This window comes from Nonomuraea sp. NPDC049269, from assembly GCF_043197155.1.
Classification (GTDB): Bacteria; Actinomycetota; Actinomycetes; order Streptosporangiales; family Streptosporangiaceae; genus Nonomuraea.
Window position 1 is genome coordinate 359,690 of record NZ_JBICSO010000010.1, and the last position, 23,691, is coordinate 383,380.

The following is a 23,691-nucleotide window of genomic DNA, read 5'->3' on the forward strand; positions in this document are numbered from 1 at the left end:
AACCCGCAGTAACGGCCACGTTGGGCGCGGCTCCGATGACGTTGCGCAGGTGCAGGTCGGACCAGTCGTAGGCCGCCCCTTCGGCGGTGGACAGTGCGAAGGCGACCAGTCCCAGCACGATGATTCGCCTGTTACTCAGTGCCGACTGTCCCGCGCGTTCCTCTTCGGTGGCGGCGTTGCGGGGCACTGTGGGTAGCCAAGAGGGCTTGCACAGGCTGAGCGGCTTGGCTGGGCGCTCACGTGATCAAGGATTCGCCGCCGGCTGAGCGCGAGGACCAATCCCCGGGCTGAAAAGCAGTTGAGGTGACAGCCGGGGTGAACCATGATCCCATCATGCCGGACACGACGCCCTCCAGACTCAGTCCCCGAGCGCTGTCGAAACTGACGAGCAAAACCACCGTGATCAACCGGTAGACACCGTTCGGCCCAAGAAAGTTTCGGGAGCATCCCAGTCCATGACCGATAAGTTCACGACGAAGGCCACCTATGGCCAGGTCTTCGCGGTCACACAGTTCCGTGCCCTGTTCGCAGCCCGGCTGCTTGGCGTTATGTCGGACACGCTGCGGTCCGTCGCGCTGGCGGTGCTGGTGTTCAGCCAGACGAACTCTCCGTTGTTGACGGCGGTGGCGTTCACGATCGGCTTCCTCCCCCAAGCCGCAGGCGGCCTGTTTCTTGCCGCGATGGCGGACCGGTTCTCGCCGCGGGCCCTCATCACCACGGGCTACGCTCTCCAGTGCGCGGTCGGGCTGCTGCTCGCGTTCGGGCACCTCCCGGTCGCGGTCAGCCTGCTCCTCGTCGCGGCCGTGGCCTGCCTGACACCGGTCATCACCGGGGCCGCAGGCCGAGTCCTGGCGGAGATCCTCGCCGGCGATACCTACGTGCTCGGGCGTTCGCTGAACTACCTCGTCGCGGTTGCGGCGCAGTTGGTGGGCATGGCCGCCGGTGGGGCGCTGATCGCCTGGCTGGGCGTGGAGCGGACGATGCTGGTCACCGCAGGGGCGCACCTGCTCGCGTTGGTGATCAGCCGCCTGTTTCTGTCGCGCTTCGAGGTGGTCCGCGCGGGCGGGTCGATCGTGCGTAAGACCTGGCAAGGTAACGCCGCGCTCGTCGCCGCCCCCGGGGTCACCAAGCTGATCATGGTCCAGTGCCTGCCCGCCGCGTACTTGGCCGCAGCGGGAAGCCTGCTCATCCCGTACTCCGCGCAGCGTGGGTTCAGCCCAACGGAGACCGGCCTCCTCTTGGCAGCCACGTCAGTCGGCATGCTCATCGGCGACGTCGTGGTGGGGCGAGCATTCGCGCCTGCCACCCGAGAACGACTCGTCCTGCCACTGCTGCTGGTCATGGGCACGCCCTCGATCGCGCTCATCCTGGACCTGCCACATCCGGCGATCGCCGCGGTGTACGTGATCACTGGCATGGGATCCGCCTACCTGCTCGGCCTGCAGCGACGCTTCCTGGAGGCGGTCCCGTCCGACCTTCAGGGACAGAGTTTCGCGCTGCTCAACACCACCACCATGACCATCCAGGGGATCGGACCCCTGGTCTTCGGCGTGTTCGCGGAATTCCTCCCGGTCGGCTTCGCGATCGCCCTGACCGGGGTGAGCAGCGTGGTCACCACGCTCCTCCTGCGCGACGCGATCCGCCCACGCACGTCCGGCTGAGGCTGTCCCAAGAGCCTGCGTACGACCTAAGGGGCTGGGGCGTCGCAGAAATCGACACGTCCGAGAAGGCATCGACTAGTTCAACCGCGCCCTCGCCACTGACCAGGGTCGGCCATGATGGTGCGCAGGCCGACCCTGGCGTCGGAGCACCACGGCTGATGCTGCGTCCAGCCTTCCGATGGTCAGTCGCTACTGGCCGTTCGGTTGCTCAGGCCACATCAGTTGGCGGGCTTGCCGAACCAGCGGGAGAGGTGGTCGTCCAGGTCCTGCTGATCGTCGCCGATCCAGGCGACGTGGCCGTCAGGGCGTAGCAGGACGCACGGAACATCCAGTTCCGCAGTGGGATCCGCGAGGTAATCGACCCGGTCTGACCAGCCGTCGACGGTCAGGCGTTCGGTGCGGTCCAGCAGCAGGCCGCGGCCGCGATGCAGCAGACCGTAGAGGTGGCCATGTTTCACGTCGATGTCGCGCAGGCGGCGGCCGAGCAGGTCAGGGCCTTCGCCGAAGTCGTAGCGGATGCCGATCGCGGTGATCTTCTCGATCAGATAGCGGTTCACCTCGTCGAAGTCCATCAGTTCGGTGAGCAGCCTGCGCACGGCCTGCGGGCCCGGTTCGGTGGAATGCAGTTCCATCTGGGCGCGGGTGTTGTCCAGCACGTCCTCGGCGACCGGATGACGTTCGGCCTGGTAGGTGTCCAGCAGTGTTTCCGGGGCCCAGCCGTGGATCTGTGCGGCCAGTTTCCAGCCGAGGTTGAATGCGTCCTGAACGCCCAGGTTGAGGCCCTGTCCGCCGGTGGGTGGATGGATGTGTGCCGCATCGCCTGCCAGCAGCACCCGCCCGACCCGATAACGTTCGGCCTGCCGGGTGGCATCCCCGAAGCGGGACATCCAGCGCGGGGAGTGCACGCCGAAATCGGTTCCGGCGATGGTGCGCAACTGTTGTTTGAAATCCTCGAGGGTGGGCGGTTCCGCGCGGTCGCTGACTCCCGCGGCGGGGACTATGACGCTATAGACCCCTTCGCCGAAGGGCCGGAGCCAGAATCGCTGATGGGTCTGGCCGATTCCGGTCACCTTGGCGGTGATCTCTTCCTGCGGCACACCCACTTTCATCTCGCCCATGAGCGTGTCGGTCCGTGAGGGCTCGCCGGGGAAGCCGACGCCGAGCACTTTGCGCACCGTACTACGCGCGCCGTCACAGCCGACGAGATAGCGCGAACGCAGCTGTTCCCCATCGGCCAGCTCGACGGTCACACCCTCGTCGTCCTGCTCGAAACCGGCGACCGCGCAACCGCGCCGGACCTGCGCACCCAGTTCGATCGCGCGTTCTTCCAGCAGCTGTTCGATGACCGGCTGCGGGATACCCAGCAGATAGGCGTACGCGGAATCCAGGCCCTTGGGCGCGGGTTTGGGGATGGCGGCGAAGAAACCGCCGGCCGGACGCTGTCTTCCATGCTGGAGAAGGCGATCCAGCAGTCCGCGCATGGCCATCAGCTCGAGACTGCGAATATGCAGACCGACGATGCGGACGAACGACACGGGCTCGGTTTCCTTCTCCAGAACGAGCACCCGCACATCGTGCAGCCGCAGTTCGGCGGCCAGCATCGCACCGGTCGGCCCGCACCCGGCAATGATCACATCGAAGATGAGGGGCGCGCGATCGGCGCCGGAGGCCGGCGACCGGAGAACTCCGGGGACGTCGCCCACCGTGGAGTCACGCTCGGCCCTGTCGTTCGACGGCGGCTCGGCGGTTACCTGCTGGGAGTGCATAGGTGTTGCCTTTCGGGAGTGCCTTGTTGGTGAGGCGCTCCCGGCGACACCTACGTCAATCGCCCGGCCGTGACGGAAAGGGGGAGCACCCACATCGCTATAGCGTTCATGGGTCTCACCTCCTCGGGCGGTGTCACGGTCAACTGGAAGCTACAAGCCCGAGCATCATCGCGTCCAATCCTTTTCCAGCCACGAGATCACGGCTCCGAACGGGCCGGCACGAAGTGGACGCCAACCCGTGTACCCGTGAGGTCGCATGCGGCCATACCGAGCCGCGCAGCATGCGCACACCGTCTGTCATGTGATGCGAGGTTTCGGGAAATTGGCGTGAAGAAAACCTGCCGAGCGGCGAACACTGGACGATAGTTGCCTTCGGAAGGACGCCATGACTGCACCACCTGACGCCAGCGATGTGATGGAAGACGTCATCGTGGTCGAGCAGTCGCTGGACAATCCCGAGCTTTTCGCCCTCCTGTACGACCGGTACTTCAAGGAGGTCTACCGCTATCTGGCCGCCCGGCTCGGCAGCGAGCAGGCCGAGGACCTGGTCGCGGACGCCTTCCTGCTCGCGTTCAACGGCAGGCACGGTTTCGACCCGCAGCGGGGCACCGTGCGGTCGTGGTTATTCGGCATCGCCACGAATGTCGTGGCCCGGCACCGCCGCAGGGAGGGCCGCCGCCTGAACGCGCTCAGCAAGATCGCGGCTGAGGACTCCGCCGACGGGCACGAGGATCGGGTGACCTCGCAGCTCGCGGCGCAGGCCAGCCGGCCGGAGCTCGTACGGGGGCTGAAGGGCCTGGCGAAGGGCGATCGCGACGTGGTGTTCCTGCTCGTGTTCGGCGGGCTGGGCTACGAGGAGATCGCCACCGCCCTGGACATACCAGTGGGGACCGTGGGGTCCCGGATCAACAGGGCACGCAAGAAGCTGCGCGAGACACTGGGCGACGTCAACCCGATCGGGGAATGGTGATGGACGAGCTGAAGCTGATCGAGGCCGTGTTCGCGGAGCCCGAGCCGACGCCGGAGGCGGCGGCGAAGGGGCGTGACCGCCTCCTCCGCACCGCACAGGCGTCACGGTTTCACCGTCCGCGCCGCAGGTGGCCGTCCGCGCCGCCGGTCCGGCGCGTCGCCCTGGTCGGCGCCATGGGGGTGATGCTCACCGGCGGAATCATCGTCACCCAGGTGAGCCTGGGTGGCTCCGACCCGCGTACCCCCGGCTTCCTGATCGCCGCCCCTCCGGCCGACGCTCAGGCGCTGCTCACCCTGGCCGCGCGGGCCGCCGCCGGCCGGCCCGACACGGTGCCGGCGCGCGGCCAGTACGTCCACACCAAGATGCTGGCCCAGCACAGCCTGTACACCACGGACAAGTCGGGCCGGACGCTCTACACCAAGGTGCTGGTCAGCGAGGAGCGCTGGGAGGCCGCCGACGTGGGCAAGCCCTGGCTGAGCCGCAGCCAGAACCTGTCGGCCACGGGACCGGCGCCCCGCACGTACTGGGACCGCGGCGTAGAGGACATCGTGTCCGAGTCGGGAGCCTGCCCCGGCCAGCCGGCGTACGCGCGCCTCGGCGCCTGGCCGACGGACCCCGCCCAGGCACGCGCGAAGATCGTGGCCGACACGGGAGAGGAGCCGCTGCGCATCTGGCGCTCCCTTCAGAGCCTGGTCCGCGAGTCCGTGGTACGGCCCAGCCTGAGCGCCGCGCTGTACCAGGTCGCCGCCGGGCTGGACGGCATCGTGCTCATCCACGACGCCGTGGACGCCGCCGGCCGCCCCGGCCTGGCCGTCGCCATGGACGAGGGCAACGGCACCCGGTCCGAGCTGATCTTCGACCGGAAGACCTACCGATACCTGGGCGAGCGCACCGTGAACACCAGGGACCGCAAGGTGAAAGTGTCCTCCGACAGCGAGTACACCGAGAAGAAGGGCGCGGTAACCGGCACCGCCGTGCTCGCCGTCGATCTCGCCCCCGGCCTGCCCGAGGTGTCGCCGAAGGCGTCCCGCATGAAGATCCCCTGCTGAGACTTCCCCCTGATCCGGCCTTTGCGGCCGTGAGTTCTGTTCCGCATGCCCTCAGATCGATCCGGCATGCCCTCAAGGAAGAAGGAGAACATCCATGTTCATCGCCAAGGCGGTCGCGGCCACCCTGCTCGCCGGCTCGTTCGGCGGCCTCACCTCGCCGCCATCGGGGGACGCGGCCGCGTACGAAAAGCAGACGCAGCTGGAAGCCAAGCGCGTCGCCTGCATGACCGAGCGGGGCCTGGACTACGTCGCCTCGCCGGAGCCTCGGTACACGTGGCAGCCCGGAGAGCAGGAGCGGCTCGCGGGCGACCTGGAGGCGCTGCGGGCGTACCGGGCCAAGTACGGCTTCGGCGTCTGGTCCCCGAACGTCTATCCGAAGGACAAGGTCGTCAACCCCGTTCAGCACGAGAACCCGAACAACAAGATGCTGATGTCGCTCTCGGCCGGCCAGCTGAAGAAGTGGCGCGCCGCCGACGAGTCCTGCTTCTCTGCGGCGGTCAAGGAGGTGCTGGGCAAGACCGTCACCTCCCAGGAGGACTACTACGACCAGCTCGAAGCGGCGGTGCGGAAGTCGTTGAGCGTCCTCGACCAGGACAAGCAGCTCGTCCAGCTGGGCAAGCAGTTCGCCGCGTGCCTGGGCGTCAGCCGGACCGAGCCGACCGAGCTGGACGGTCTGAGCCACACGAAGATCGTGCGGCAGGCTTCGGACGTCGCCAAGAAGGCGTGGAAGGGCGAGCAGCCCAAGGGCGAGAACGTCATCTTCCGGCCGAACCTGAAGCCCGCGCAGGCCAGGCCGTACCTGGACAAGGAGATCAAGGCGGCGCTGAAGGACCTGGAGTGCGGTAAGGGCTTCTACCCCGCCTACTCCCCCAAGGCCATGGAGCTCACGTCGCGGGTCTACCAGGAGTTCGGCCGGGAGGGCGCGGCCCAGGCGATCCCGTCCCGGATCTACAGCAAGCTCGTCTGACGCAGCGCTCCCGGGGTGCCGCTCGTGGCGCGAGCGGCACCCCTCGCGACGAGTGACGAGTTCGGAAAGGCATGCTTAGGCGTCCACCGAACATTTCAATCGTCACATCTCAATCATCGTGGGCGATAAGCATGAGCTGCCGCCACAGCAGCACCACGAACACCGCGGAGCCAGCGAAGGCGAACCAGAAGGGCGCCGCGACACCGAAGCGGGTGGCCAGGACACCGCCGATCAACGAGCCGACCACCAGACCGGCGTAAACGCAGACGGTGTTGACACTGCCCACCCGGCCCTGCAGTTCGCGCGGGACCGCGCGCTGGCGGACGGTGACCGAGGTCGTGCCCCATATGAAGGCGTGCGCGCCGAAGGCCAGGAAGATGCTCCCGGCGACCCATGGCGAATGGGTCAGGGCCAGGCCCAGATGGGTGAACGTTTCGATGATGAGTCCGATCCGCATCAGGGCGCCGAGGCTCACCCTGCGGGTGATGGCCCCGTACAGACCGGTGCCGATCAAGCCGCCGATCCCGCCGATGGTGGTCATCAGACCGAAGCCCATGGCACCGAGGCCGAGCTGCTCCTGGGTGTAGAGGACGAGAACCGACCAGGCCGCGCCGAACGTGAAGTTGAAGATCAGGATGGTGAGCGCCAGCGTGCGGACCGCCGCGTGCTGGATGGTCCAGCTGAACCCGGCGACCAGTTCCCGTACGGTGTCAGGCATCACGGGGTCGTCGGCCTGTCGGCCGTGCGGCGGCAGCGTGATCCGGGAGACCAGGACGATCGCCGCCACCACCAGGAGCAACTGGGCCGCGAACGGCCAGGTCAAGCCCAGGCCGAACAGTGCCGCGCCGATCGGCGGCCCGGCGAGCTGATTGAGCGTGATGAACCCCGTGCCCAGGCGGGCGTTGGCGATGACGAGATCGTCCTTGCCGACCATCATGGGAGTCAGCGTGGCTGTCGCGTTGTCGGCGAACACCTCGGCGATGGATCGCAGCGTGAGCGCCACCAGCGCCGTCGCCACGGTCACGGTGCCGGTCACCATGAGCGCGACGAGCGCTGCCAGCACCACGGCGCGCACCGTGTTCGCGACCAGCACGATCCTGCGCCGGTTGTACCGATCCGACAGCACGCCCGCGTACAGGCCGAACAGCAGCGGCGGCGCCCAGCCCACCAGGGCCGACAGCGAAATCAGCAGCGGGTCGCTGGTCAACGTCGCGATCAGCAGTGGGCCCGCGGCAGCCGCGACCCCGTCACCGAGATTCGTCAGCCAGCTCGAGGCCAGCAACCACCGAAATCCTGTCCCCAGCCGAGCAGGCAGGACTCGCTCCACCAGTGTGATCACGAGCGCAAAACCATACGTTTTGCGAGCATCCCTGGCAACGCGTTTTCGCGCCAAGTGCCGAGGAGGGGTGAGCCGGCTCTTCGCCTCGGGAACTTGAGCGGCCGCGGGGACGGGGGTTCCGACAATCTGGTCCCCGCCCTGCCCGTTACCGTCAGTTGAGTGGAAAATGCGCGGTTAATCCCGTTTCATCCGTTGGGCATATGATCGGCGGCATGGCGCTGAGGCTTGTTCAGGTGAACTTCAAGGCTCGGGATGACGCGGCGCTCGGCCGGTTCTGGGCGGAGGCGCTCGGTTGGGGTCTTTCCAGCGAGGGACCCGGCGTGACCAACCTCGAGCCCGAGGGTCTCGTCTGGCCGGACCCCGCCGGCTTCTACATCGATGTCGTGACTGTCCCGGACCCCGAAACGGTGAAGTACCGCGTACACCTCGATCTCGCCACCACCTCCGCGGCCCATCAGGCCGACTTGGTCGCGCGCCTGAAGGATCTCGGTGCGACTCCCGCCGATGTGGGTCAGGGCGACGTTCCGTGGACGGTTCTGGCCGACCCGGAGGGCAACGTCTTCTGCGTGCTGGAGCCTCGGGAGATCTACCGGGACACCGGGCCGATCGCCGCGGTGGTGGTCGACTGCGCGGACCCGCGGGCCATGGCCCGGTTCTGGGACGAGGCCATGGACTGGACCCTGCACGAAGTGACCGACGATCATGCGCGACTGCGCTCGGCCAAGGGTGTCGGGCCGTATCTGGAGTTCCTCCGCACGCCCGGTGTGCCGACCGTGTGGAACCGCGTCCATCTCGACCTGCTGCCGTACCGCGGTGACGATCAAGCGGTCGAGGTGGCCCGGCTGCGGGCCCTCGGCGCCACCGACATCGACCTCGGCCTCGGCCTCGGCCAGGGCGACGCGCCGTGGATGGTCCTGGCCGACCCGGAGGGCAACGAGTTCTGCGTCCTCGGTCCCGCCTGACGCGGAGCCTCCCCGCCTTCGGGCCGGACACCGGCAAGCCCCTCGACGCGGTACTTGATTGCCAGACGCTGAGAGTGTGGCGATTAGTTGCGAGTCACGCCTCCTCCACCCTGGCCGCGCTCTCATGCAGGAGCCTCCAGAGGGTCTTCCAGGCGCCAGACGGCGGCGATCTGACCGCGGTAAATCCGTGATTTACCGCGCCAGGATCTCCGGTTGTCGTTCGGCCGCCGCGGTGAGTTGACGCGCCAGGTCCTTGAGGGCTTGGCGCAGTTCGTCGGGGCTATGGATGGTGAAGGGCCATTCCAGGGAGGCGAGGAGGTGGGCCATGCCGTCGAGCCGTTCCGCCCGGGCGCGCATCAGGACACCGTTGGGTTGGGCGGTGAGAGTGGCGACGCTGTTCGGTAGCCGTCGCGCGATCTCGCCAAGAGGGCCGTCGATGAGGATTTCGACCTCCCAGCGGTAGGGGGCCTGCGCCAGGGTGGCGATGAGGTGGGTGACCGGGTCGAAGCCGGCGGGGGTGGTGAAGGTGGCGTCGCGGGGTGTGATGGAGGCGATTCGGTCGATGCGGAACGTACGCAGACTGTCGCGAAGGTGATCGTGGCCGATGACGTACCAGCGCCCGGCGTGGAAGACCACACCGTACGGGTCGAGGTCGCGTTCGCTGTGTTCCTGGCGCCAGGACCGGTAGCGCAGGGCGACGCTTCGGTGGGATCGGGAGGCCTCAGCCAGAGCCAGCAGGACGCCGGTTTCGGGAACCTGCGCGTTCACGGTGTTGCCGGTGAACGACAGGGTGTCGCGCATGGCGGCGAGCGGTTCCCGCAGGGCCTGCGGCAGTACTCGCTCGATCTTGGCCAAGGCGCCGGCGCCGGCCGGTGCGGTGCTGCTCATGCCCAGCCGCTCTCCAGCGAGCAGACCCAGGACGACCGCGAGGGCCTCGTCATTCGTGAGCACCAGGGGCGGCATCCGGTAGCCGCGGGCCAGCCGGTAGCCGCCGTAACGGCCACGATCGGACTCCACCGGAATGCCGAGCTCCCGCAGGTGCGCCGTGTACCGGCGCACTGTGCGGACATCAGTGCCCAGGCGGTCCGCCAGCTGGGTGCCGGTGAGTCCTGCGTGCGTTTGGAGGAGTTCGAGAAGGGCGAGCACGCGCGTCAGGGGATGAGACATGGATCACTCACAATAACAGGGCGGAAACTGTCCTGTATCAACCCTATGCTCGCTTCACCACTTCGAAAGGGAGAAGCGTGGCTACTTTCGTGCTCGTTCCCGGCGCTTGGCTGGGCGCCTGGGCCTGGGAAGACATCACCCGTGCGCTGCGGGAACGCGGCCACACGGTGCTGCCGGTGACGCTGACGGGCCTCGGCGAAGGCGCCGGCCAGGCGACTCCGGAAACGAACCTGGACACCCACATCGACGACATCGTCACGGCCGTCGACCAGCACGGTCTGCACGATGTCACCCTCGTGGCGCACAGCTACGCCGGGGCACCCGTCACCGGTGCCGCCGGGCGCCTGGGATCGCGGCTGGAGCGTCTGGTCTACCTCGACAGCGCCCCATTCGCCGAGGGAATGGGCATGCTGGACCTCATGCCGCCGCAGGCGGCGGAGCAGCTGAGCAAGCAGGTCGCCGATCACGGGGAGGGATGGCGACTGCCGATGCCGCCCATCGAGGTCCTCGGCTCGTTCGGCAGCCTGGAGGGGCTCAGCGAGGACCAGCTCGACCTCATGCGCGCGAAGGCCATGCCCCAGCCGTTCGGCACGTACGAGCAGCGGCTCACCGGCCTGGCCGAGCCGGGGCCCGGCGTGGACCGCGTCCTGATCGCTTGCAACGACTTCCGGGCACTGCTGGATGCCGGGGTGCCGATGCTGGCTTTCCTGAACCAGCCACCGTGGCGCCGATTCGACCTGTCCACCGGACATTGGCCGATGCTGTCCGCGCCCGGGGAGCTCGCCGATGTCCTTCACGCGGTCGTCTCCTGACGCTGCCAGGGGACGGCACATCCGATCGCAGACTGCGCGGCTTGGGTCTGCAGTGCCGGACGGCGCGGATACTCGGCACGATCCTGGCGACGTGGCCGAGCAGCTCGGGGTGGCGGACCCTTCGTGTACCAAGAACCGCGCCGGCCCCTCACACGAAGCCGGGCCGTCTTGCGCGGCGGCATTGCCCGCCGCTGCGCGCAGTGCTGCGGCGATCCTCACGGCCGGGGCCCGAATCCGCTGTTGAGGGCGTCGAACAGGCGCTCCAGGCGCGCGCGGTGGTCGTCTGCGATGGTGTCGGCCGGTTCTCCGGCGATCAGGAGCCGGGCGGTCTCCACCAGTACGGCGGTGTAGCCGGCGATGAAGAAGGCGGCGAGCAGCGGGGCGTCGCCGTCGAAGGCGGGGTCGTGTTCGAGCTCGCCGGCGAGGGTCTGCTGGAGGTCGGAGGCGATCTCCCTGGCGCGGGCGACCAGCGCGGGCGAGGCGGCGACGGTCCGGAAGAAGGGGACGGATCCGTCCTTGAGGCCGGACAGGGCGTGCCGCTCCTCGAGGAGACGGAACGCCATATCGCGCAAGGACTGGAGCACTCCGGCATCCGGGGCGCGGTCCTGTACCGCTGAGCGCAGGAGCCCGACGGCGTCGACCTCGCGGTCCAGGAGGAGGTCCTCCTTGCGCGGGAAGTGCTTGAAGACCGTCACGGCCGAGACCCCGGCCTCCCGCGCGACCTCGGTGACCGTGACCGTGTCGAAGCCGCGTTCGAGGAACAGCCGGGTCGCGACCTCTGAGATCTTCGCGCGCGTCCGCGGTCCGCCTCGCGCTCCGGTCCTGGGCATCCCGGCTCCACTTCCTTGTGTCACTTAACTTAGTCGCATAACCTAGTGGCATGCCCTTCGAACAGACAACCATCATTGTCGCCGGAGCGGGCCCCAGTGGGCCGCGCGCCACCGCGACCGCGTCCCGTGCGCAGGCGGAGGTGACCGGTCCGCGCGGGCGGCCGGATCGCCCCGTGCCGGGCCGCGCCGACGCCCGTGCCGATCAGGGTCCCCGCCGGGATCACGACGTGAAGGCAGACCTGCATGAATGAGATGGCCGCGGGCCGGCCAGGTCGTACTCCCCGATCGCTACGGGAGGCGTGGGTCGCGTTGGCGGGGCTGTCGGCGGTGTTCCTCTTCGAGATGCTGGACAACTCGATCCTGAACGTCGCGCTGCCCGTGATCGGACGCGAGCTGCACGCCTCCACGACCGCCTTGCAGTGGGTGACGGGCGCCTATGCGGTCGTGTTCGGCGGGTTGATGCTGGCGTTCGGCGCGATCGCCGATCGGTTCGGCCGGCGGCGGATCATGCTGATCGGGCTGGTCCTGCTCGGCGTGGCAAGCCTGGCGACCGCCGTGGTCACCACCGCCGAGCAGCTGATCGCCGTCCGGGCGACGATGGGGGTCGCCGCGGCGATGACGACCCCGGGATCGATGGCGCTGGCGTTCCGGCTGTTCGACGAGGACGGCCCGCGCGTGCGCGCGCTGACCCTCATCTCGACCGTCGGCCTGGTCGGGCTCGCGATCGGCCCGACGGCGGGCGGCCTGGTGCTGGCGATCGCGCCCTGGCAGGTCCTGCTGCTGGTGAACGTGCCGATCGCCGTGCTCGCGTTCCTCGGCGTGCGGTCCGGCATCGCCGTCGACGATCCGTCCGGCCTTCACCGCGACCCCCTCGACGTCCCCGGGATGCTGCTGGGCACGGCGACGATCGTGCTCGCGCTCCTCGCCCCGACGCTGTTCGTGGACGAGGGCGCCGGCTCCTGGGCGCCCTGGGCGGCCACCGCCGCGGCCGCCGTGACGGCGATCTGTTTCGTCCTGCGCGAGCGCCTGGCCCGCCATCCGCTGCTCGACCTGAAGCTTCTCGCCCTCCCCTTGGTCTCCAGCGGCCTGGCCTACAAAGCCGCCACCGGGCTGGCGACCGCTGGACTCGGTTACATGGTGACGCTGCAACTGCAGCTCGACTGGGGCTGGACGCCCGCACTGGCCGCCATCGGGATGCTGCCGCAGGTCGTCGTCCTCATCGCGGGCAGCGCGTTCGTCGACCCGTTCGTGCAGCGTGTCGGCCTGGACCGGGCCGCGTGGATCAGCGCCGCGGCGGTCGTGTCCGGCCTCGCCGTCTACGGCCTGCTCGGCCGGTTCGGCTACCTGTGGGTCGCGATCGCGCTCGTCCTCGTGGCGGCCGGGATGCGCGTGGTCGGCGTCGTCGCCGGGTTCAACGTGGTCCGCGGCCTGCCCGAGAACCGGACCACCATCGGCACCGCGCTCGTCGACACCGCCACCGAGGTCACCTCCGGTGTCGGCATCGTCGTCACCGGCACCATCCTGGCCACCCTGTTCACCGGCGACATCGCCACCTCCCCCTGGAGCCCGCAGCAGACCGGCGAGTTCCACCGGGCCGTCACCATCGCGGGCCTCACCCTCACCATCATCGCGGCGGCCCTCGTCGGCTGGGGGATCGCCCGCAGCCGGTACGCCGCCGTCGACCAGGCGGCCACCCCCATCGACGACACCGTCCCCCAGGACGCCTGACACCCCCCGCCGCAGCGCCCCCGAACCGATTGCGAGGAGCACACATGACGATCACCCTCCGACCGGGCAGCACCGTGGTGTTCACCGGCGATTCGATCACCGACTGCCAACGGCTGCGGAGCGAGGACGGCCTCGGGTTCGGCTACCCCGGGATTGAGGAACCTGTGGACAGCCGTTGGCGGTACCCGCGAGTAACTTAGCTGGACGCTTCGGTGGGAGTCCGGGGTTGGCCTTCCCTGTCGTCGTCGGCGACGGTGCCCGAAGGAGGGATGACCGTGGCCTCGCTCGTAGTCCCGATGCGCATAGGGCTGCAGTGCCGTCGAAGGAACAGCGCCTGCCCCATGCCCGCTACTCTCATCGGGCCTGCATCTCCGAGTCGAAGTAGGCCTGCCAGTAGGAGTGGATCGGTGAACCGGGTTTAGTGTCACATGTTTTGACGCCATGGGTCTGACCAGGGCAGGCTTGCCCGATGGCGGATTCTGAGGATGTGGCGTTCCTGCGTGCTGATGTTGATCGCTTTTGCCGGGAGATCGTTGACCTCGCGCCCGCGCTGCGGCTTCGGCGGCTGTCGGAGCTGCGCGCGATGCTGGAGGAGGTGACCGGCGCGGCGCTGATCGAGGCGATGGCGGGCGCGCGGGGTGAGGGGTGGGGCCTGCGCAAGATCGGCGCGAGCGCCGGGATCTCGCATGAGCAGGTGCGCCGGATGCTCGCCGAGGGGCTTTCAGCCGGGGAGCATCCGGTGCGCTGAACCGGAGGGGGTTACTCGGCGGACCGGGGCGTGCGCAGCGGCCTCAGCTGTCCGTCGCGGACCAGCTCGGGCAGGGAGAAACTGTAGCGGCCGAGCATGTTGAAATGCTCAAAGCCCAGGGGTGAGAGTCGGGCAATGTCGGCGGCGGAGATTTTCTTGCCCTCGGCCTGCATTTCTTCCAAGGCGCGGGCCGTATAGACGGTGTTCCATAGAATGCAGACGTTGGTCATGAATCCCAGCGCGCCGAGTTGATCTTCCTGGCCTACTTTGTATTTCTGCCGGAGTTCGCCCTTTTGGCCGTGAAAGATTTTGCGGGCCAGGGTGTGGCGGGACTCTTGACGATTGAGCTGGGTGTTGACCCGGCTGCGGACCAGGGTGTCGATGGACCCGTAGTAGGCGGCCGCGTCAGCGCGGAACAGCGTGGCGCTGCCGACATCGGCCAGGCGCGGGGAGAATTGCCAGCCCAGCAACCGGAAGATGCCGAACGCGATTTCGGAGGCGCCCGCGGTGTCGGAGGTGATCTCGGTGGGCTTCAGCGACGTTTCCTGATCCAGGAGCCCTTCCAGGATGTAGTACCAGTCTTTGGGTGTGCCGGGAATGACGATGCCGTGAAAGCCGGTGAATTGATCGGAGGTGAAATTGTAGTAGGTGACGCCCTTGGCCTTTCCCTTTCCGAAGTATTTGGTGTTGGGTCCGGCGTTGATGGTTTTGACCGGGACCACGAACCGGAGCCCGTCGGCGGAGGCGAGTTCGCCGCCACCCCAGGCTTGGGCCAGTTCCAGGCCGGAGTGGAACTCGACCAGGGCGGCGTTGGCGGCGGTGAGGGTGGCGGGGTCGCCCCACTTGCGTAGGCCTGGCATGAACACCTCGTGGCGGCGCAGCGATTCGCGTAGCCGCTCGACGGCCGCCACGGTGTAGGCGTGCCGGTTGAAGGTGCCTGCGTGCTCGCCGCGCTTGGGGAAGACGCGCCGGTGCCAGGCCGAGGTCAGCAAGCCCGCGGGAACCTCGCGGGGGTCGATGTCGGTGCGGCGGCGCTCGATCGCTTTGAGGAAGTCCAGCGCCGCCAGTACCTCATGGCCGCGCCGCACCCCTTGCCCCGGAGCCTCCAACGCGGCGCCGACGTCGAAGTCGAGGTGCTTGAGCAGCTTGGGCAGGAAGCGTCGGACGGTGGCGTAGCGATCCAGCAACTCTTCTTGGAAATCTTCATCGGGTTCGCGGGCGATGTCGCCGATGGCGTCGGCGGCGGCACCGATGGCGGCCAGATCCATCTCATCGAGGGCGGCGCGGATGTCGCCGTCGGGGATTTCGGCGACGGAGCGGATCTTCAGCCACACCTCGCGCAGCACGATCGCCGCGGTGTCGAGGTCTTTGAGGGCGCGCATCCGCTCCTTGTTCGCTTTGAACGCCGAGGTGCGCAGCAGGTCGCCGACCGTCAGGTCGAACACCTCGACCGCGTCGTCGGCCGACTGAGGGGTCATGGTCGCGGCGAAGGCGACGAGGGTGGCGAGTTTGCGGTCGCCGGCCAGTTCGGCGACGGCCTGGGCGCGGGCGGCGTGCGCGAAGCGGGCCAGTGCGGCGATCTTGCCGGGCGGCACCGCGCTCAGGTCCCAGCCGGCCGCGCCCAGGTCGCGCAGTTCCACATGCCGGTCCAGGGCTTTGACCAGGCCGGTGCTGCTGACGTCGGTGGGGCTTTTGCGTAGCCGGTCCAGCCGGGAGACGCGCCGGCCCTGTTCGATCTTGACCAGGTTCTTCAGCACGGCGGCCTGGTCCGGGGGCTGGGGGCGGCGGCCAGCAGCGCGTACTGGCGGGCGGCGACGCGCTCGCGCAGAGCGGCGATCATCCGCTCCAGGGTGGTGACGCCGGGCAGCAGGATCTTGGCCCCCACCAGGCGGTGGGTGGCCAGGTCGAACAGCACGATCGGGCGCTCGCCCGTGGTCCAGGCGCGTTTGTAGAGCCAGCAGGCCAGCGCGAACCACTGCTCGCCCTCAAAGGCGGTGAAGCCGTAGCCGCCGCGGATCTGCTCCTGATGATCCCAGCGGGCCTCCTTGCTGCCGTACCCCTTCAGGTCAGCGGCCTGCAGGCCGAGCTGTTCGGCGACGTAGTCGACCACCGCGGCGGGAACGTCCTCGGGATCGTCCAGGAAGCAGTTCAAGAACCGTGCGGTGCCCAGTTGCACGGACCAGCCGAGCTGGTTGCGCGCGCCGTTGGCGGCCATCGCCCGGCGCCGGTCATCGGCATCCAGGCGGAAGAAGGCGCCCAGCTGGGCGACGTCGGGGACGGCGTTGAAGACGCCGTATCGGCTGCGCTGCTCGGTGGTGAGGAAACTGACCGGCATGAAAAGGGTGCCTCCAGGCATCCGAGGGCGCGCCCTCACCTCGCGCAGCGCGGTGGAGGCGCCCTCGGATATCAGCAGCGGCCAGGTCAGATGATCGGACGTGACCGATTACGTGCTGAATTGTGTCAGTCCCACGCCAGCCATGATCACCGTCGTCCAGCTCATGACAGTCGGGTCGCACGCGAGTCCGAAGTCCGCGCCTGTGTACGTGCCTGTCCTGCGGGAAGCGGGCGAGGAAATCGTCGAGGGTCGCGGCTCTGAGATCGACGGCGTGCGCTATCTCGGCGACGGGTTTCGTTGCCCGCATGACCCGGCGACTTCGCCGACTCGCGCCAGGCAGGCGAGGCCCCCGCCGGTTCTGCGATGGGGGTCTCGGTGCGGACTTTAGAAGACGCGCTCGGCGACCTTTACCCGCCGGCTCGCCTGCAACGCGGCGCGCAGCCTGGCGGCCGGCAGCGGCGCGGCGGAGGCCTGAAGGATGTGCTCAACCGGTACGTCGGGGTTGGCGAGGTAGATCTGGGTGTAGGCGCCGGACTCGGGCTCAAAACGCCAGCTGTCGGCCAGGGCTCCGGCGTCGACGGTGTCGAACCCGAGCCGGTCGATCAGCTGCGCTGCCCGGGACTTCGCGCCGGGGTCATCGCCAGCCATGATGCCGGTGCGCAGCGAGGACAGGTCGTATTCTGCGGCCATCGTCAGCTCGGCGATGAACATGGTCGGGACGCCGTACAACGACGTGCAGCGCTCCTCCTGCACTGCCCTCAGGGTCGCCTCGGGGTCGAATCCGGGGGGCAGCACGACGCAGGCGCCGTGCGAGGCCGCGGCCAGATTGCCCATGACCATGCCGAGCTGCGGCTGATCGCCCAGGAGGTCACCGATCCGGCGCTGCGCTGGCGCCTTCAGGACATCTGCGACCGCCTTCCCTGACAGGCAGCCCTTCGAGACGGCGCCGGAGCCCACTCCGCCGACGCGGCTCCATGTGGACGTGAGGCGGACTGTCGCCAGGCGACGACCGTCCGGTCAGAACGTAAGCTGTCCGCTCGGCACGATCATGTACTGGCGCAGGTACAGGTCGCGGAAGCTCACCGGGCCGCGCGGGCCGGGCACCCGGTCGATGTTGATTCCGGTCTCTGGCAGCCGCAGCAGCTTGAAGCCGTCGAGGAGCCGGGTGGTGGAGTTCCAGAAGACGCCGGAGCCGGTGTAGGCGTCAAGGAACTGCGCGGCGGCGGCCGGATCCTCGGTCGCGATGGCGGCGGCCAGTCCTGACGTCTCTTCATTGGCGATCCGAGCCGCGTGCAGGGGGCCGTCGGCGGCGTCGACCGTCACGGTGGCCGCCCGCTTCGAGTCGAGCGACCACTCGTACCCGCGGGGGTGAGTGTGCGGAGGCAGGGAGGCGGTGATGCCGAGGTGGTCCAGGACCTGCAGAATGCCAGGTAGCCGTTCGTCGTAGACGGATTGGTCGATGAGCAGCAGATTGAGCCGGTTGCACACGCCCAGCCGGTCCAGGCTGTCGCTGATCAGCTGGTGCACGGTCTTGTCGTCGGCGGCCGAATCCACGTATAGGACCCCGCCGCCGTCGGCGTGGGCGAGGGTACGCACGCCGTGCCGGGCGGCCTCGCGGCCGAGGTCGCGGGTGCTGTCGCCGCTGCCGCGCAGGATGACCAGCGGAATGAGCTCGGGCAGGGAAACCAGCGCATACGCCGCCGAGCGGTCTTCGCTGGGCACCAGTTGGATGGCGTCCGGATCGAGGCCGGCTTCGCCGAGGGCCGGTGCGATCACCTGGTCCACGATGGCCCGGGACGAGCGGAGCGCGGCCGAACCGGTGCGGAGCACGCCTGCGTTGCGTGACTTGAGGAACTGGGAGGCGATGTCGAGGGTGACGTTCGGACGTGCCTCGAAGTTCGCGCCGATGACGCCGACCGGCCGGCGGCGTTCCAGCAAGGTGAGACCGTCCGGGCGCTCTTCGAGGACTTGGTCGCGAGGCTGGTACGCCACGTCCGCCAGCATGCGCAGCTCTGCGGCCATGCTCTCCAGCCGTGGGCCGGTCAACCGCAGCCGGTCTTGAAGGGCGGGCGACAACCCGGCGGATACGGCTGCGGCGAGGTCTTCTCCGTTGGCGGACGTGAGAGTGTCCCGCGCCGCCCGCAACCGTTCCGCCATGCCCTGCAGCGCGGTGTCGATGGCCGCGTCCGTCGCGTTGTGGAGGGTCGCGCAGCTTTGCGTGGCCCGGATCGCGCAGGCACGCACCGCCTCTTCGGCAGAGCGGGTTTGACGGTTGTCGTCGCTGGTCAAGGGCATCCTTTCACCGACCGCGCGCATGGCAAAGTTTAAGGGGATCGTAGCATTGTTCAACAATCCCCGAAACGTCTTCGTTCGCTGAGCAGCCGAGGCACTGACGAAATGGGGCGTGGTCGTGGTGCGGCGACGTCCTCGGAAGGGGAGTGAGGGAGCGGGCGGCGGGGCCCGGGTCGCGGCGCGCGTTGCCTGGCTGATCGCGACGATCTGCCGCAGTGGATCGCCTGCAGGTCGCGCCCATGCCTGTCGCGCTTGCCCCTCCCCTGCCCCCTGCGCTGAGTACGAACCGCAAGCTGTTCGGGCCCCCGATTCGTCGTAGTTCAGGGCCCGCACTGGGGTTGCTACCGATCGGACAGATGGAGCAGGGACTGCAGCACGCACACCGTGGTCGGCTGCGCCCCTCGCCGAACCCCAAGATCGTGCCGGGTAAGCAACCCGATCCGCAGGTATTCGATCTGTTCTGGGCGCTCAGGGGCTCAGCCAGCCGCCATCTTCCGGATGCGCGGGTGGTTCTCCAGCGCCCACCGCACGGTCTTCGGCGGGCGCCCAAGCAGGGTTTCCAGCTCGTCGGTGATGCCGCCGTATCCTCCGCGGCCGATGATCCGGGTCAGGGTCTTCAGGTGCTCCGCGATGTGCGGGTACGCGGACATATTGGTGTCCACGTAGGTCTTGTTCCAGGTTTCGACATCTTCGGGAATGTAGGTGACCGGGCGTCCCAGCACGGCCGCGAAGTCCTCAGCGATCCCGTGCATGTCCTTCAGCTCCGGGCCGGTGAGCGCGTAGGACTTGGAGATGTGCGGCGCCGGGTCGGCCAGGATCTTCGCGCACAGTTCCGCGACGTCGTAACCCGCGATGGGTGCGAGCCGGTGGTCGCCGAAGGGCAGGCGCAGTTCACCGTCGGCCAGTGAACCAAGGGCCAGCCAGGTCATGATGGGGTTCTCGACGAAGAAGGCCGCCTGCACGTTGACGGTCGGGACGCCGGACCACTCCAGCACCTGCTCGGCGACCCAGTGGGCCCGTTGCTGCGGCGACCAGTTGGCGACGAGTCCGCCGAGCCGCGCACGCCGCTCTTCCTCCGGCGCGGTCATCTTGTCGAAGGTCATGAACGACTGCTCGTACTCGGAGATGTTGACGAACACCTCGATGTCGCCTTGGGCTCGCGCCGCCGCGGCCATCAGGCTGACGGCATCGGTGTAGTACGGCGACAGGCTCATGCTGAAGTAGATGCGCCGGACGCCCTTCAGCGCGGCGGCCACGTCGGCGATGGTGAGCAGGTCACCGACGAAGACCTCCGCCCCGGCCTGGCGGAGCGAGTGCGCGCGTTCGTCGTCCTGCCGTACGAACGCGCGCACGGGGTGCCCTTGTTCGAGAAGCATGTCGACCATCATTCGGCTCACACCGCCGATTTCGCCGGCGGCTCCGGTGATCAGGATGGGGTTGCGCTCTTGCATGAACGTGTCCTCTCTCTGGGTGAGGTGAGTCAGATGTACGCAGATGTGGTCGGCGACCGTCTGGGCTGCTTCGGGTGCCTGGAGCGTCTATGCCATCGCTCGGCGCGGTGGCAGGCCAGGGTCTTGGTCGAACTCGTGGAGGTGACCATTCCCACCGGAGGCGGTCGCTGAAGGCGAAGCCGTTGAGCTCGGTGGCCGCTTCCACGCGGGCCGTGGGCTTATGCCAGTCGGACGGCGCCGGCCAGGCGGATTCTGCGCAGTGTCATCGGGGTGATGAGCTGTCGATACGGGCGAGGAAGTCCAGGAGCGCGGCGTTGACCTCCGCGGGACGCTCCTGCTGCGTCCAGTGGCCACATCCCGGCAGCACCACCGGGCCGTGCAGTTGGGCGACGGCGCTCAGCGGGTTGCCCGGCCCGCCCTGGCCGCGGAAAATCTCGCTCAGCGAACTGCCCCCGTCCGGGCCGCGCAACGAGGTAACCATGTCACGGTCTCCCACCACGTACAGCGCAGGGACGTCGATCTCGCACCCCCGGAAAGGCGCGAGCAGTTCGTTGTTGCGTTCGATGTTCCGGTACCAGTTGAAGGCTCCGGTGAACGCCTGCTCCCCGTGAAGGGCGAAGTCCTCGGCGTACGCCTGGATGTCCTCTTCCGTCAGCCAGGCCGGGAGAGCGGGCGACTCCGGCATGGTGTCCAGCAGGCCCAGACCCTCGGGTATGACCAGCGGACGGGGCTCCCTGCCGAGCGGGTTGTCGCCTGAGGCGCCGACCAGGAGACGGCGGAAGGAGTTCGGGATGTCCTTGGCGAACTCCGCGTCAGCGACTCCCGGCTGCTGGAAGTAGATCTGGTAGAAGCCCTCGCCGTACTGGGTGCGGGTGATCGAGGGCGGGACCATCCCGCCGGGCAGGATCGGCGGAATACTGAGCCCGGCCACCGCGCGGACCTTGTCGGGGCGCAGCATCGCCGCGGTCCAGGCGACGGGTGCGCCCCAGTCGTGGCCCACGACGACCGCCTGCTCCTCGCCGAGTTCCTCGATCAGGGCGAGCACGTCGCCGACGAGGTGGAGCAGGGTGTAGGAGGAGATGTCCGGCGGCTGCTCACTGCGGGCATAGCCGCGCTGGTCGGGGGCGACGACCCGGTATCCGGACGCCGCCAGCGCCCCGAACTGGTGACGCCAGGAGTACCAGCTCTCCGGCCAGCCGTGCAGCAGCAGGACCAGCGGCCCCTGCCCCTGCTCGGCGATGTGCAGCCTGACTCCGTTCACGTCGACGAAGCGGTGGGTGAGCGAACCTTCCACAAGCACTTCCTTAAATTTTTGAATCGGTGAGCGTGTGCTACTTCTTCAGCTGCGCGTACATGGCTTCCAAGTCGGCGGACAGCTGCGACTTGACCCAGCGGGTGATGTCGTCGGCCAGCACCTCATGCGCTCCCGCCTCGATGCCATCGAGCGCGGCCACAGCGACGTCGCGGGGGTCGGCCTTGGGCGCGTCGACGCCCGCCGCCATAGCGGTGTCCACGTAGGCCACGTGCAGACCGGTCACCGCGATGCTGCGCGGCTGCAACTCCAGGCGCAGAGAGTTGGTCTGCGACCACAGGGCGGCCTTGGAGGCGCTGTAGGGCGTGCCGTCGGCCAGCCAGGACAGGGCGGAGTGGACGTTGAGGATGTGACCCCCGCCGTTGCGCTCGATGATCGGCACGAAGGCCCGGGCCACCAGCAGCGGCCCGTAGAAGTTGGTCTCCAGGTCCCGGCGCACGTCCTGTACCGGGGAGTCGAGATACGAGGCGCGGACCGAGGCGCCGGCGTTGTTGATCAGGATGGTGACGTCCTGGGCCTGCTCGGCGGCCGCCGCGACAGACGCCGGGTCGGTGACCTCCAGCGCCAGCGCAACGGCACGGGGGTGGGTCACCGTGCGCGGGTCACGTGCCGTGGCGTAGACCTTGCCGGCACCGCGCGCGTAGAGCTCCTCGACCAGCTCCTTGCCGATGCCCCGGCCGCCTCCGGTGACGAAGACGGTGGCGCCCTTGATTGCTGTCATGACTGCCTCCACACATGAGAAACCGATCGGTTTCCACCACCATAAACCGATCGGTTTCCTCATGCAAACGCAGCTGAGCCAAAACATCGCCATGCGAGTTCCAAACTGGGCCAAGGAGGTCAGCCGAGCGAGGAAGCGCTCACCAAGTGGACAAGTGAGCACACCGCCGCGACCGCCGGTCATTCGTACCCGCGCCGACCGCTATCAAGTCGGTCGCGTCCGCCTTCGGATCCCGCAACGCCGACCGCCAGCGCCGCTGCGTGACCACGCGCCGAGTCCGCAGGCGCCTCCGCACCGTTCACCCGTGAAGATCCGGATGCCCGGGCGCTTGCCGCTTCGAAACCGATCGGTGTACTCTTTGAGAAACCGATCGGTTTCCAAAGTCGTTGATCGCCAAACTGATGCAGAGATCAATCCCGAACGCGCCGCGCCCATCGCGTGCTGATCGCGTGCGTACTCAACCTCTGGAGTCAAAAACCCATGTCTTCTCAAGCCACCTCCACCATCTTCGTCATCGGCGGCACAGGGGCTCAAGGGATACCCATCGTCCGCGCTCTTGTCGCCGACAAGAAGTACTCCGTCCAGGTCCTCACCCGGGATTCCACTTCCCCCCGAGCCCAGGCCCTCCTCGCGCTCGGCAACGTCTCCACCCTCGAAGGGTCATTCGCCGACGAGGGCGTGCTGCGCGAAGGATTTCGCGGCTGTGACGGGGCATTCATCAACATCGACGGGTTCAACACCGGTGAGAAAACGGAGACCTACTGGGCCATCCGCAGTTATGAGATAGCGATCGAAGAAGGAATCAAGTTCTTCGTCTACGGAAACCTCGACTACGCCCTCAAGAAATCGGGCTACGACTCCAGGTTCCGCACCGGCCACTATGACGGCAAAGGCCGCATGGCCGAATGGGTATTGTTCCAAAACGAAAGGAACAGGGACAGGATGGGAGCAGCGGTCTTCACGTCAGGTCCCTACATCGAGATGGTGATCTCGCCGCTGACGCCCATGACACCCACCATCGAGGACGGTGTCGTCACGTGGCGAGTCCCACTCGGCGAGGGGGCTGTTCCTCACGTGGCTCTCGAAGATTGCGGATTCTATGTCCGCTGGCTCTTCGACCATCCGGAGCGGGCCAACGGCATGGACCTCGAAGTCGCTATCGAGCACATGACCTATGCCGATATGGCTGCGGCGTTCGAGAGGGTCACCAAGCATCCGGCACAGTACATCGACACTGATCTGGACACATATTGGAACGGCCCGGACCTGAAGGGGGTTGCCGATCACCCTGCAGGATACAATGCCGATCCCAATGACAAAAGCACCATGAGCTTCCGCGACAATTTCACGGGATTCTGGAATGTATGGAAACATGGAATCATCACCAGGGATTACGCTCTGCTCGACGAAATTCACCCCAACAGGATCAGAAGTGCTGAGCAGTGGTTCAGGCGAGAAGACCAGTTGGGAAGGGAAATCGGTAAGGGAAGTCTCTGGGAGAGGGTCCAGCCAGAGAACTGGAGCATAGACTCTGCGGTCCTCAAGAGCAGTGCGGATTTCAGGACAGGCAAGTTGTGAGTT

Annotated in this window: 21 protein-coding genes and 1 pseudogene; 11 read left to right on the forward strand and 11 right to left on the reverse strand. The window is 67.8% G+C overall.

The annotated features are described in order from the left end of the window. Positions 1-455: 455 nt before the first annotated feature. The gene (locus ACGFNP_RS47985) at positions 456-1,661 is read left to right on the forward strand and encodes an MFS transporter (protein WP_393329770.1); all 1,206 of its coding nucleotides are present in this window, start codon (positions 456-458) and stop codon (positions 1,659-1,661) included. 218 nt (positions 1,662-1,879) lie between these two features. Here ACGFNP_RS47985 and rox read toward each other — a convergent pair whose 3' ends face one another. Further along, the gene (rox, locus tag ACGFNP_RS47990) at positions 1,880-3,304 is read right to left on the reverse strand and encodes a rifampin monooxygenase (protein WP_393330140.1); all 1,425 of its coding nucleotides are present in this window, start codon (positions 3,302-3,304) and stop codon (positions 1,880-1,882) included. Between the two features lie 508 nt (positions 3,305-3,812). On the opposite strand from rox, the gene ACGFNP_RS47995 reads away from it, so the two are divergent. From ACGFNP_RS47995 to ACGFNP_RS48005, 3 genes are all read left to right on the forward strand, one after another. Next, on the forward strand, positions 3,813-4,397 hold the full coding sequence (locus ACGFNP_RS47995) for an RNA polymerase sigma factor (RefSeq protein ID WP_393329772.1): 585 nt from the start codon (positions 3,813-3,815) through the stop codon (positions 4,395-4,397). Further along, positions 4,397-5,446: a CU044_5270 family protein gene (locus ACGFNP_RS48000; RefSeq protein ID WP_393329774.1), complete on the forward strand. Its 1,050-nt coding sequence runs from the start codon at positions 4,397-4,399 to the stop codon at positions 5,444-5,446. Before ACGFNP_RS47995 ends, ACGFNP_RS48000 begins: the two co-directional genes overlap by 1 nt. Before the next feature lie 94 nt (positions 5,447-5,540). Beyond that, positions 5,541-6,413, forward strand: a complete 873-nt coding sequence (locus tag ACGFNP_RS48005; protein ID WP_358327404.1) for a hypothetical protein — start codon at positions 5,541-5,543, stop codon at positions 6,411-6,413. Between the two features lie 109 nt (positions 6,414-6,522). Here ACGFNP_RS48005 and ACGFNP_RS48010 read toward each other — a convergent pair whose 3' ends face one another. Further along, entirely contained in the window at positions 6,523-7,752 is a 1,230-nt protein-coding gene (locus ACGFNP_RS48010; RefSeq protein WP_393329776.1) for an MFS transporter, read from the reverse strand. A 212-nt stretch (positions 7,753-7,964) separates the two neighbouring features. Here ACGFNP_RS48010 and ACGFNP_RS48015 point away from each other — a divergent pair, with 212 nt between their 5' ends. After that, positions 7,965-8,714, forward strand: a complete 750-nt coding sequence (locus tag ACGFNP_RS48015) for a VOC family protein (protein WP_393329778.1) — start codon at positions 7,965-7,967, stop codon at positions 8,712-8,714. Between the two features lie 192 nt (positions 8,715-8,906). Here ACGFNP_RS48015 and ACGFNP_RS48020 read toward each other — a convergent pair whose 3' ends face one another. Continuing rightward, positions 8,907-9,881, reverse strand: coding sequence for a helix-turn-helix transcriptional regulator (locus tag ACGFNP_RS48020; RefSeq protein WP_393329780.1), 975 nt, complete (start codon positions 9,879-9,881; stop codon positions 8,907-8,909). A 77-nt stretch (positions 9,882-9,958) separates the two neighbouring features. On the opposite strand from ACGFNP_RS48020, the gene ACGFNP_RS48025 reads away from it, so the two are divergent. Next, positions 9,959-10,693 carry an alpha/beta fold hydrolase gene (locus tag ACGFNP_RS48025; RefSeq protein ID WP_393329782.1) on the forward strand — a complete coding sequence of 245 codons (735 nt, stop codon included), beginning with the start codon at positions 9,959-9,961 and terminating at the stop codon, positions 10,691-10,693. Between the two features lie 215 nt (positions 10,694-10,908). On the opposite strand, the gene ACGFNP_RS48030 is transcribed toward ACGFNP_RS48025, so the two are convergent. Next, positions 10,909-11,523: a TetR/AcrR family transcriptional regulator gene (locus tag ACGFNP_RS48030; protein WP_393329784.1), complete on the reverse strand. Its 615-nt coding sequence runs from the start codon at positions 11,521-11,523 to the stop codon at positions 10,909-10,911. A gap of 50 nt (positions 11,524-11,573) precedes the next feature. Here ACGFNP_RS48030 and ACGFNP_RS48035 point away from each other — a divergent pair, with 50 nt between their 5' ends. From ACGFNP_RS48035 to ACGFNP_RS48050, 4 genes are all read left to right on the forward strand, one after another. After that, positions 11,574-11,774, forward strand: a complete 201-nt coding sequence (locus tag ACGFNP_RS48035) for a hypothetical protein (RefSeq protein ID WP_358327416.1) — start codon at positions 11,574-11,576, stop codon at positions 11,772-11,774. Continuing rightward, complete coding sequence (locus ACGFNP_RS48040) at positions 11,767-13,251, forward strand: MFS transporter (protein ID WP_393329786.1); 1,485 nt, start codon at positions 11,767-11,769, stop codon at positions 13,249-13,251. The genes ACGFNP_RS48035 and ACGFNP_RS48040 overlap by 8 nt, the downstream gene beginning before the upstream one ends. A gap of 44 nt (positions 13,252-13,295) precedes the next feature. Further along, positions 13,296-13,451 carry a hypothetical protein gene (locus tag ACGFNP_RS48045; RefSeq protein ID WP_358327419.1) on the forward strand — a complete coding sequence of 52 codons (156 nt, stop codon included), beginning with the start codon at positions 13,296-13,298 and terminating at the stop codon, positions 13,449-13,451. Positions 13,452-13,720: 269 nt separating this feature from the next. Further along, positions 13,721-13,999 carry a hypothetical protein gene (locus ACGFNP_RS48050; RefSeq protein WP_393329788.1) on the forward strand — a complete coding sequence of 93 codons (279 nt, stop codon included), beginning with the start codon at positions 13,721-13,723 and terminating at the stop codon, positions 13,997-13,999. An 11-nt stretch (positions 14,000-14,010) separates the two neighbouring features. Here the strand turns inward: ACGFNP_RS48050 and ACGFNP_RS48055 are convergent. From ACGFNP_RS48055 to ACGFNP_RS48085, 7 genes and pseudogenes are all read right to left on the reverse strand, one after another. Further along, positions 14,011-14,826, reverse strand: a pseudogene (locus ACGFNP_RS48055) (Tn3 family transposase); the annotation flags it as partial. Positions 14,827-15,749: 923 nt separating this feature from the next. After that, positions 15,750-16,334, reverse strand: a complete 585-nt coding sequence (locus ACGFNP_RS48060; protein WP_393329789.1) for a DUF4158 domain-containing protein — start codon at positions 16,332-16,334, stop codon at positions 15,750-15,752. A gap of 384 nt (positions 16,335-16,718) precedes the next feature. Next, positions 16,719-17,291: an AMP-binding protein gene (locus tag ACGFNP_RS48065; protein ID WP_393329791.1), complete on the reverse strand. Its 573-nt coding sequence runs from the start codon at positions 17,289-17,291 to the stop codon at positions 16,719-16,721. A 60-nt stretch (positions 17,292-17,351) separates the two neighbouring features. Then, positions 17,352-18,623: an aldehyde dehydrogenase family protein gene (locus ACGFNP_RS48070; RefSeq protein ID WP_393329792.1), complete on the reverse strand. Its 1,272-nt coding sequence runs from the start codon at positions 18,621-18,623 to the stop codon at positions 17,352-17,354. Positions 18,624-19,102: 479 nt separating this feature from the next. Then, on the reverse strand, positions 19,103-20,077 hold the full coding sequence (locus ACGFNP_RS48075) for an NmrA family NAD(P)-binding protein (protein ID WP_393329794.1): 975 nt from the start codon (positions 20,075-20,077) through the stop codon (positions 19,103-19,105). 262 nt (positions 20,078-20,339) lie between these two features. Further along, positions 20,340-21,371: an alpha/beta fold hydrolase gene (locus ACGFNP_RS48080; protein ID WP_393329796.1), complete on the reverse strand. Its 1,032-nt coding sequence runs from the start codon at positions 21,369-21,371 to the stop codon at positions 20,340-20,342. Positions 21,372-21,408: 37 nt separating this feature from the next. Continuing rightward, the gene (locus tag ACGFNP_RS48085) at positions 21,409-22,110 is read right to left on the reverse strand and encodes an SDR family oxidoreductase (protein WP_358327429.1); all 702 of its coding nucleotides are present in this window, start codon (positions 22,108-22,110) and stop codon (positions 21,409-21,411) included. A gap of 480 nt (positions 22,111-22,590) precedes the next feature. On the opposite strand from ACGFNP_RS48085, the gene ACGFNP_RS48090 reads away from it, so the two are divergent. After that, positions 22,591-23,688, forward strand: a complete 1,098-nt coding sequence (locus ACGFNP_RS48090; protein WP_358327431.1) for an NmrA family NAD(P)-binding protein — start codon at positions 22,591-22,593, stop codon at positions 23,686-23,688. Positions 23,689-23,691 lie beyond the last annotated feature (3 nt).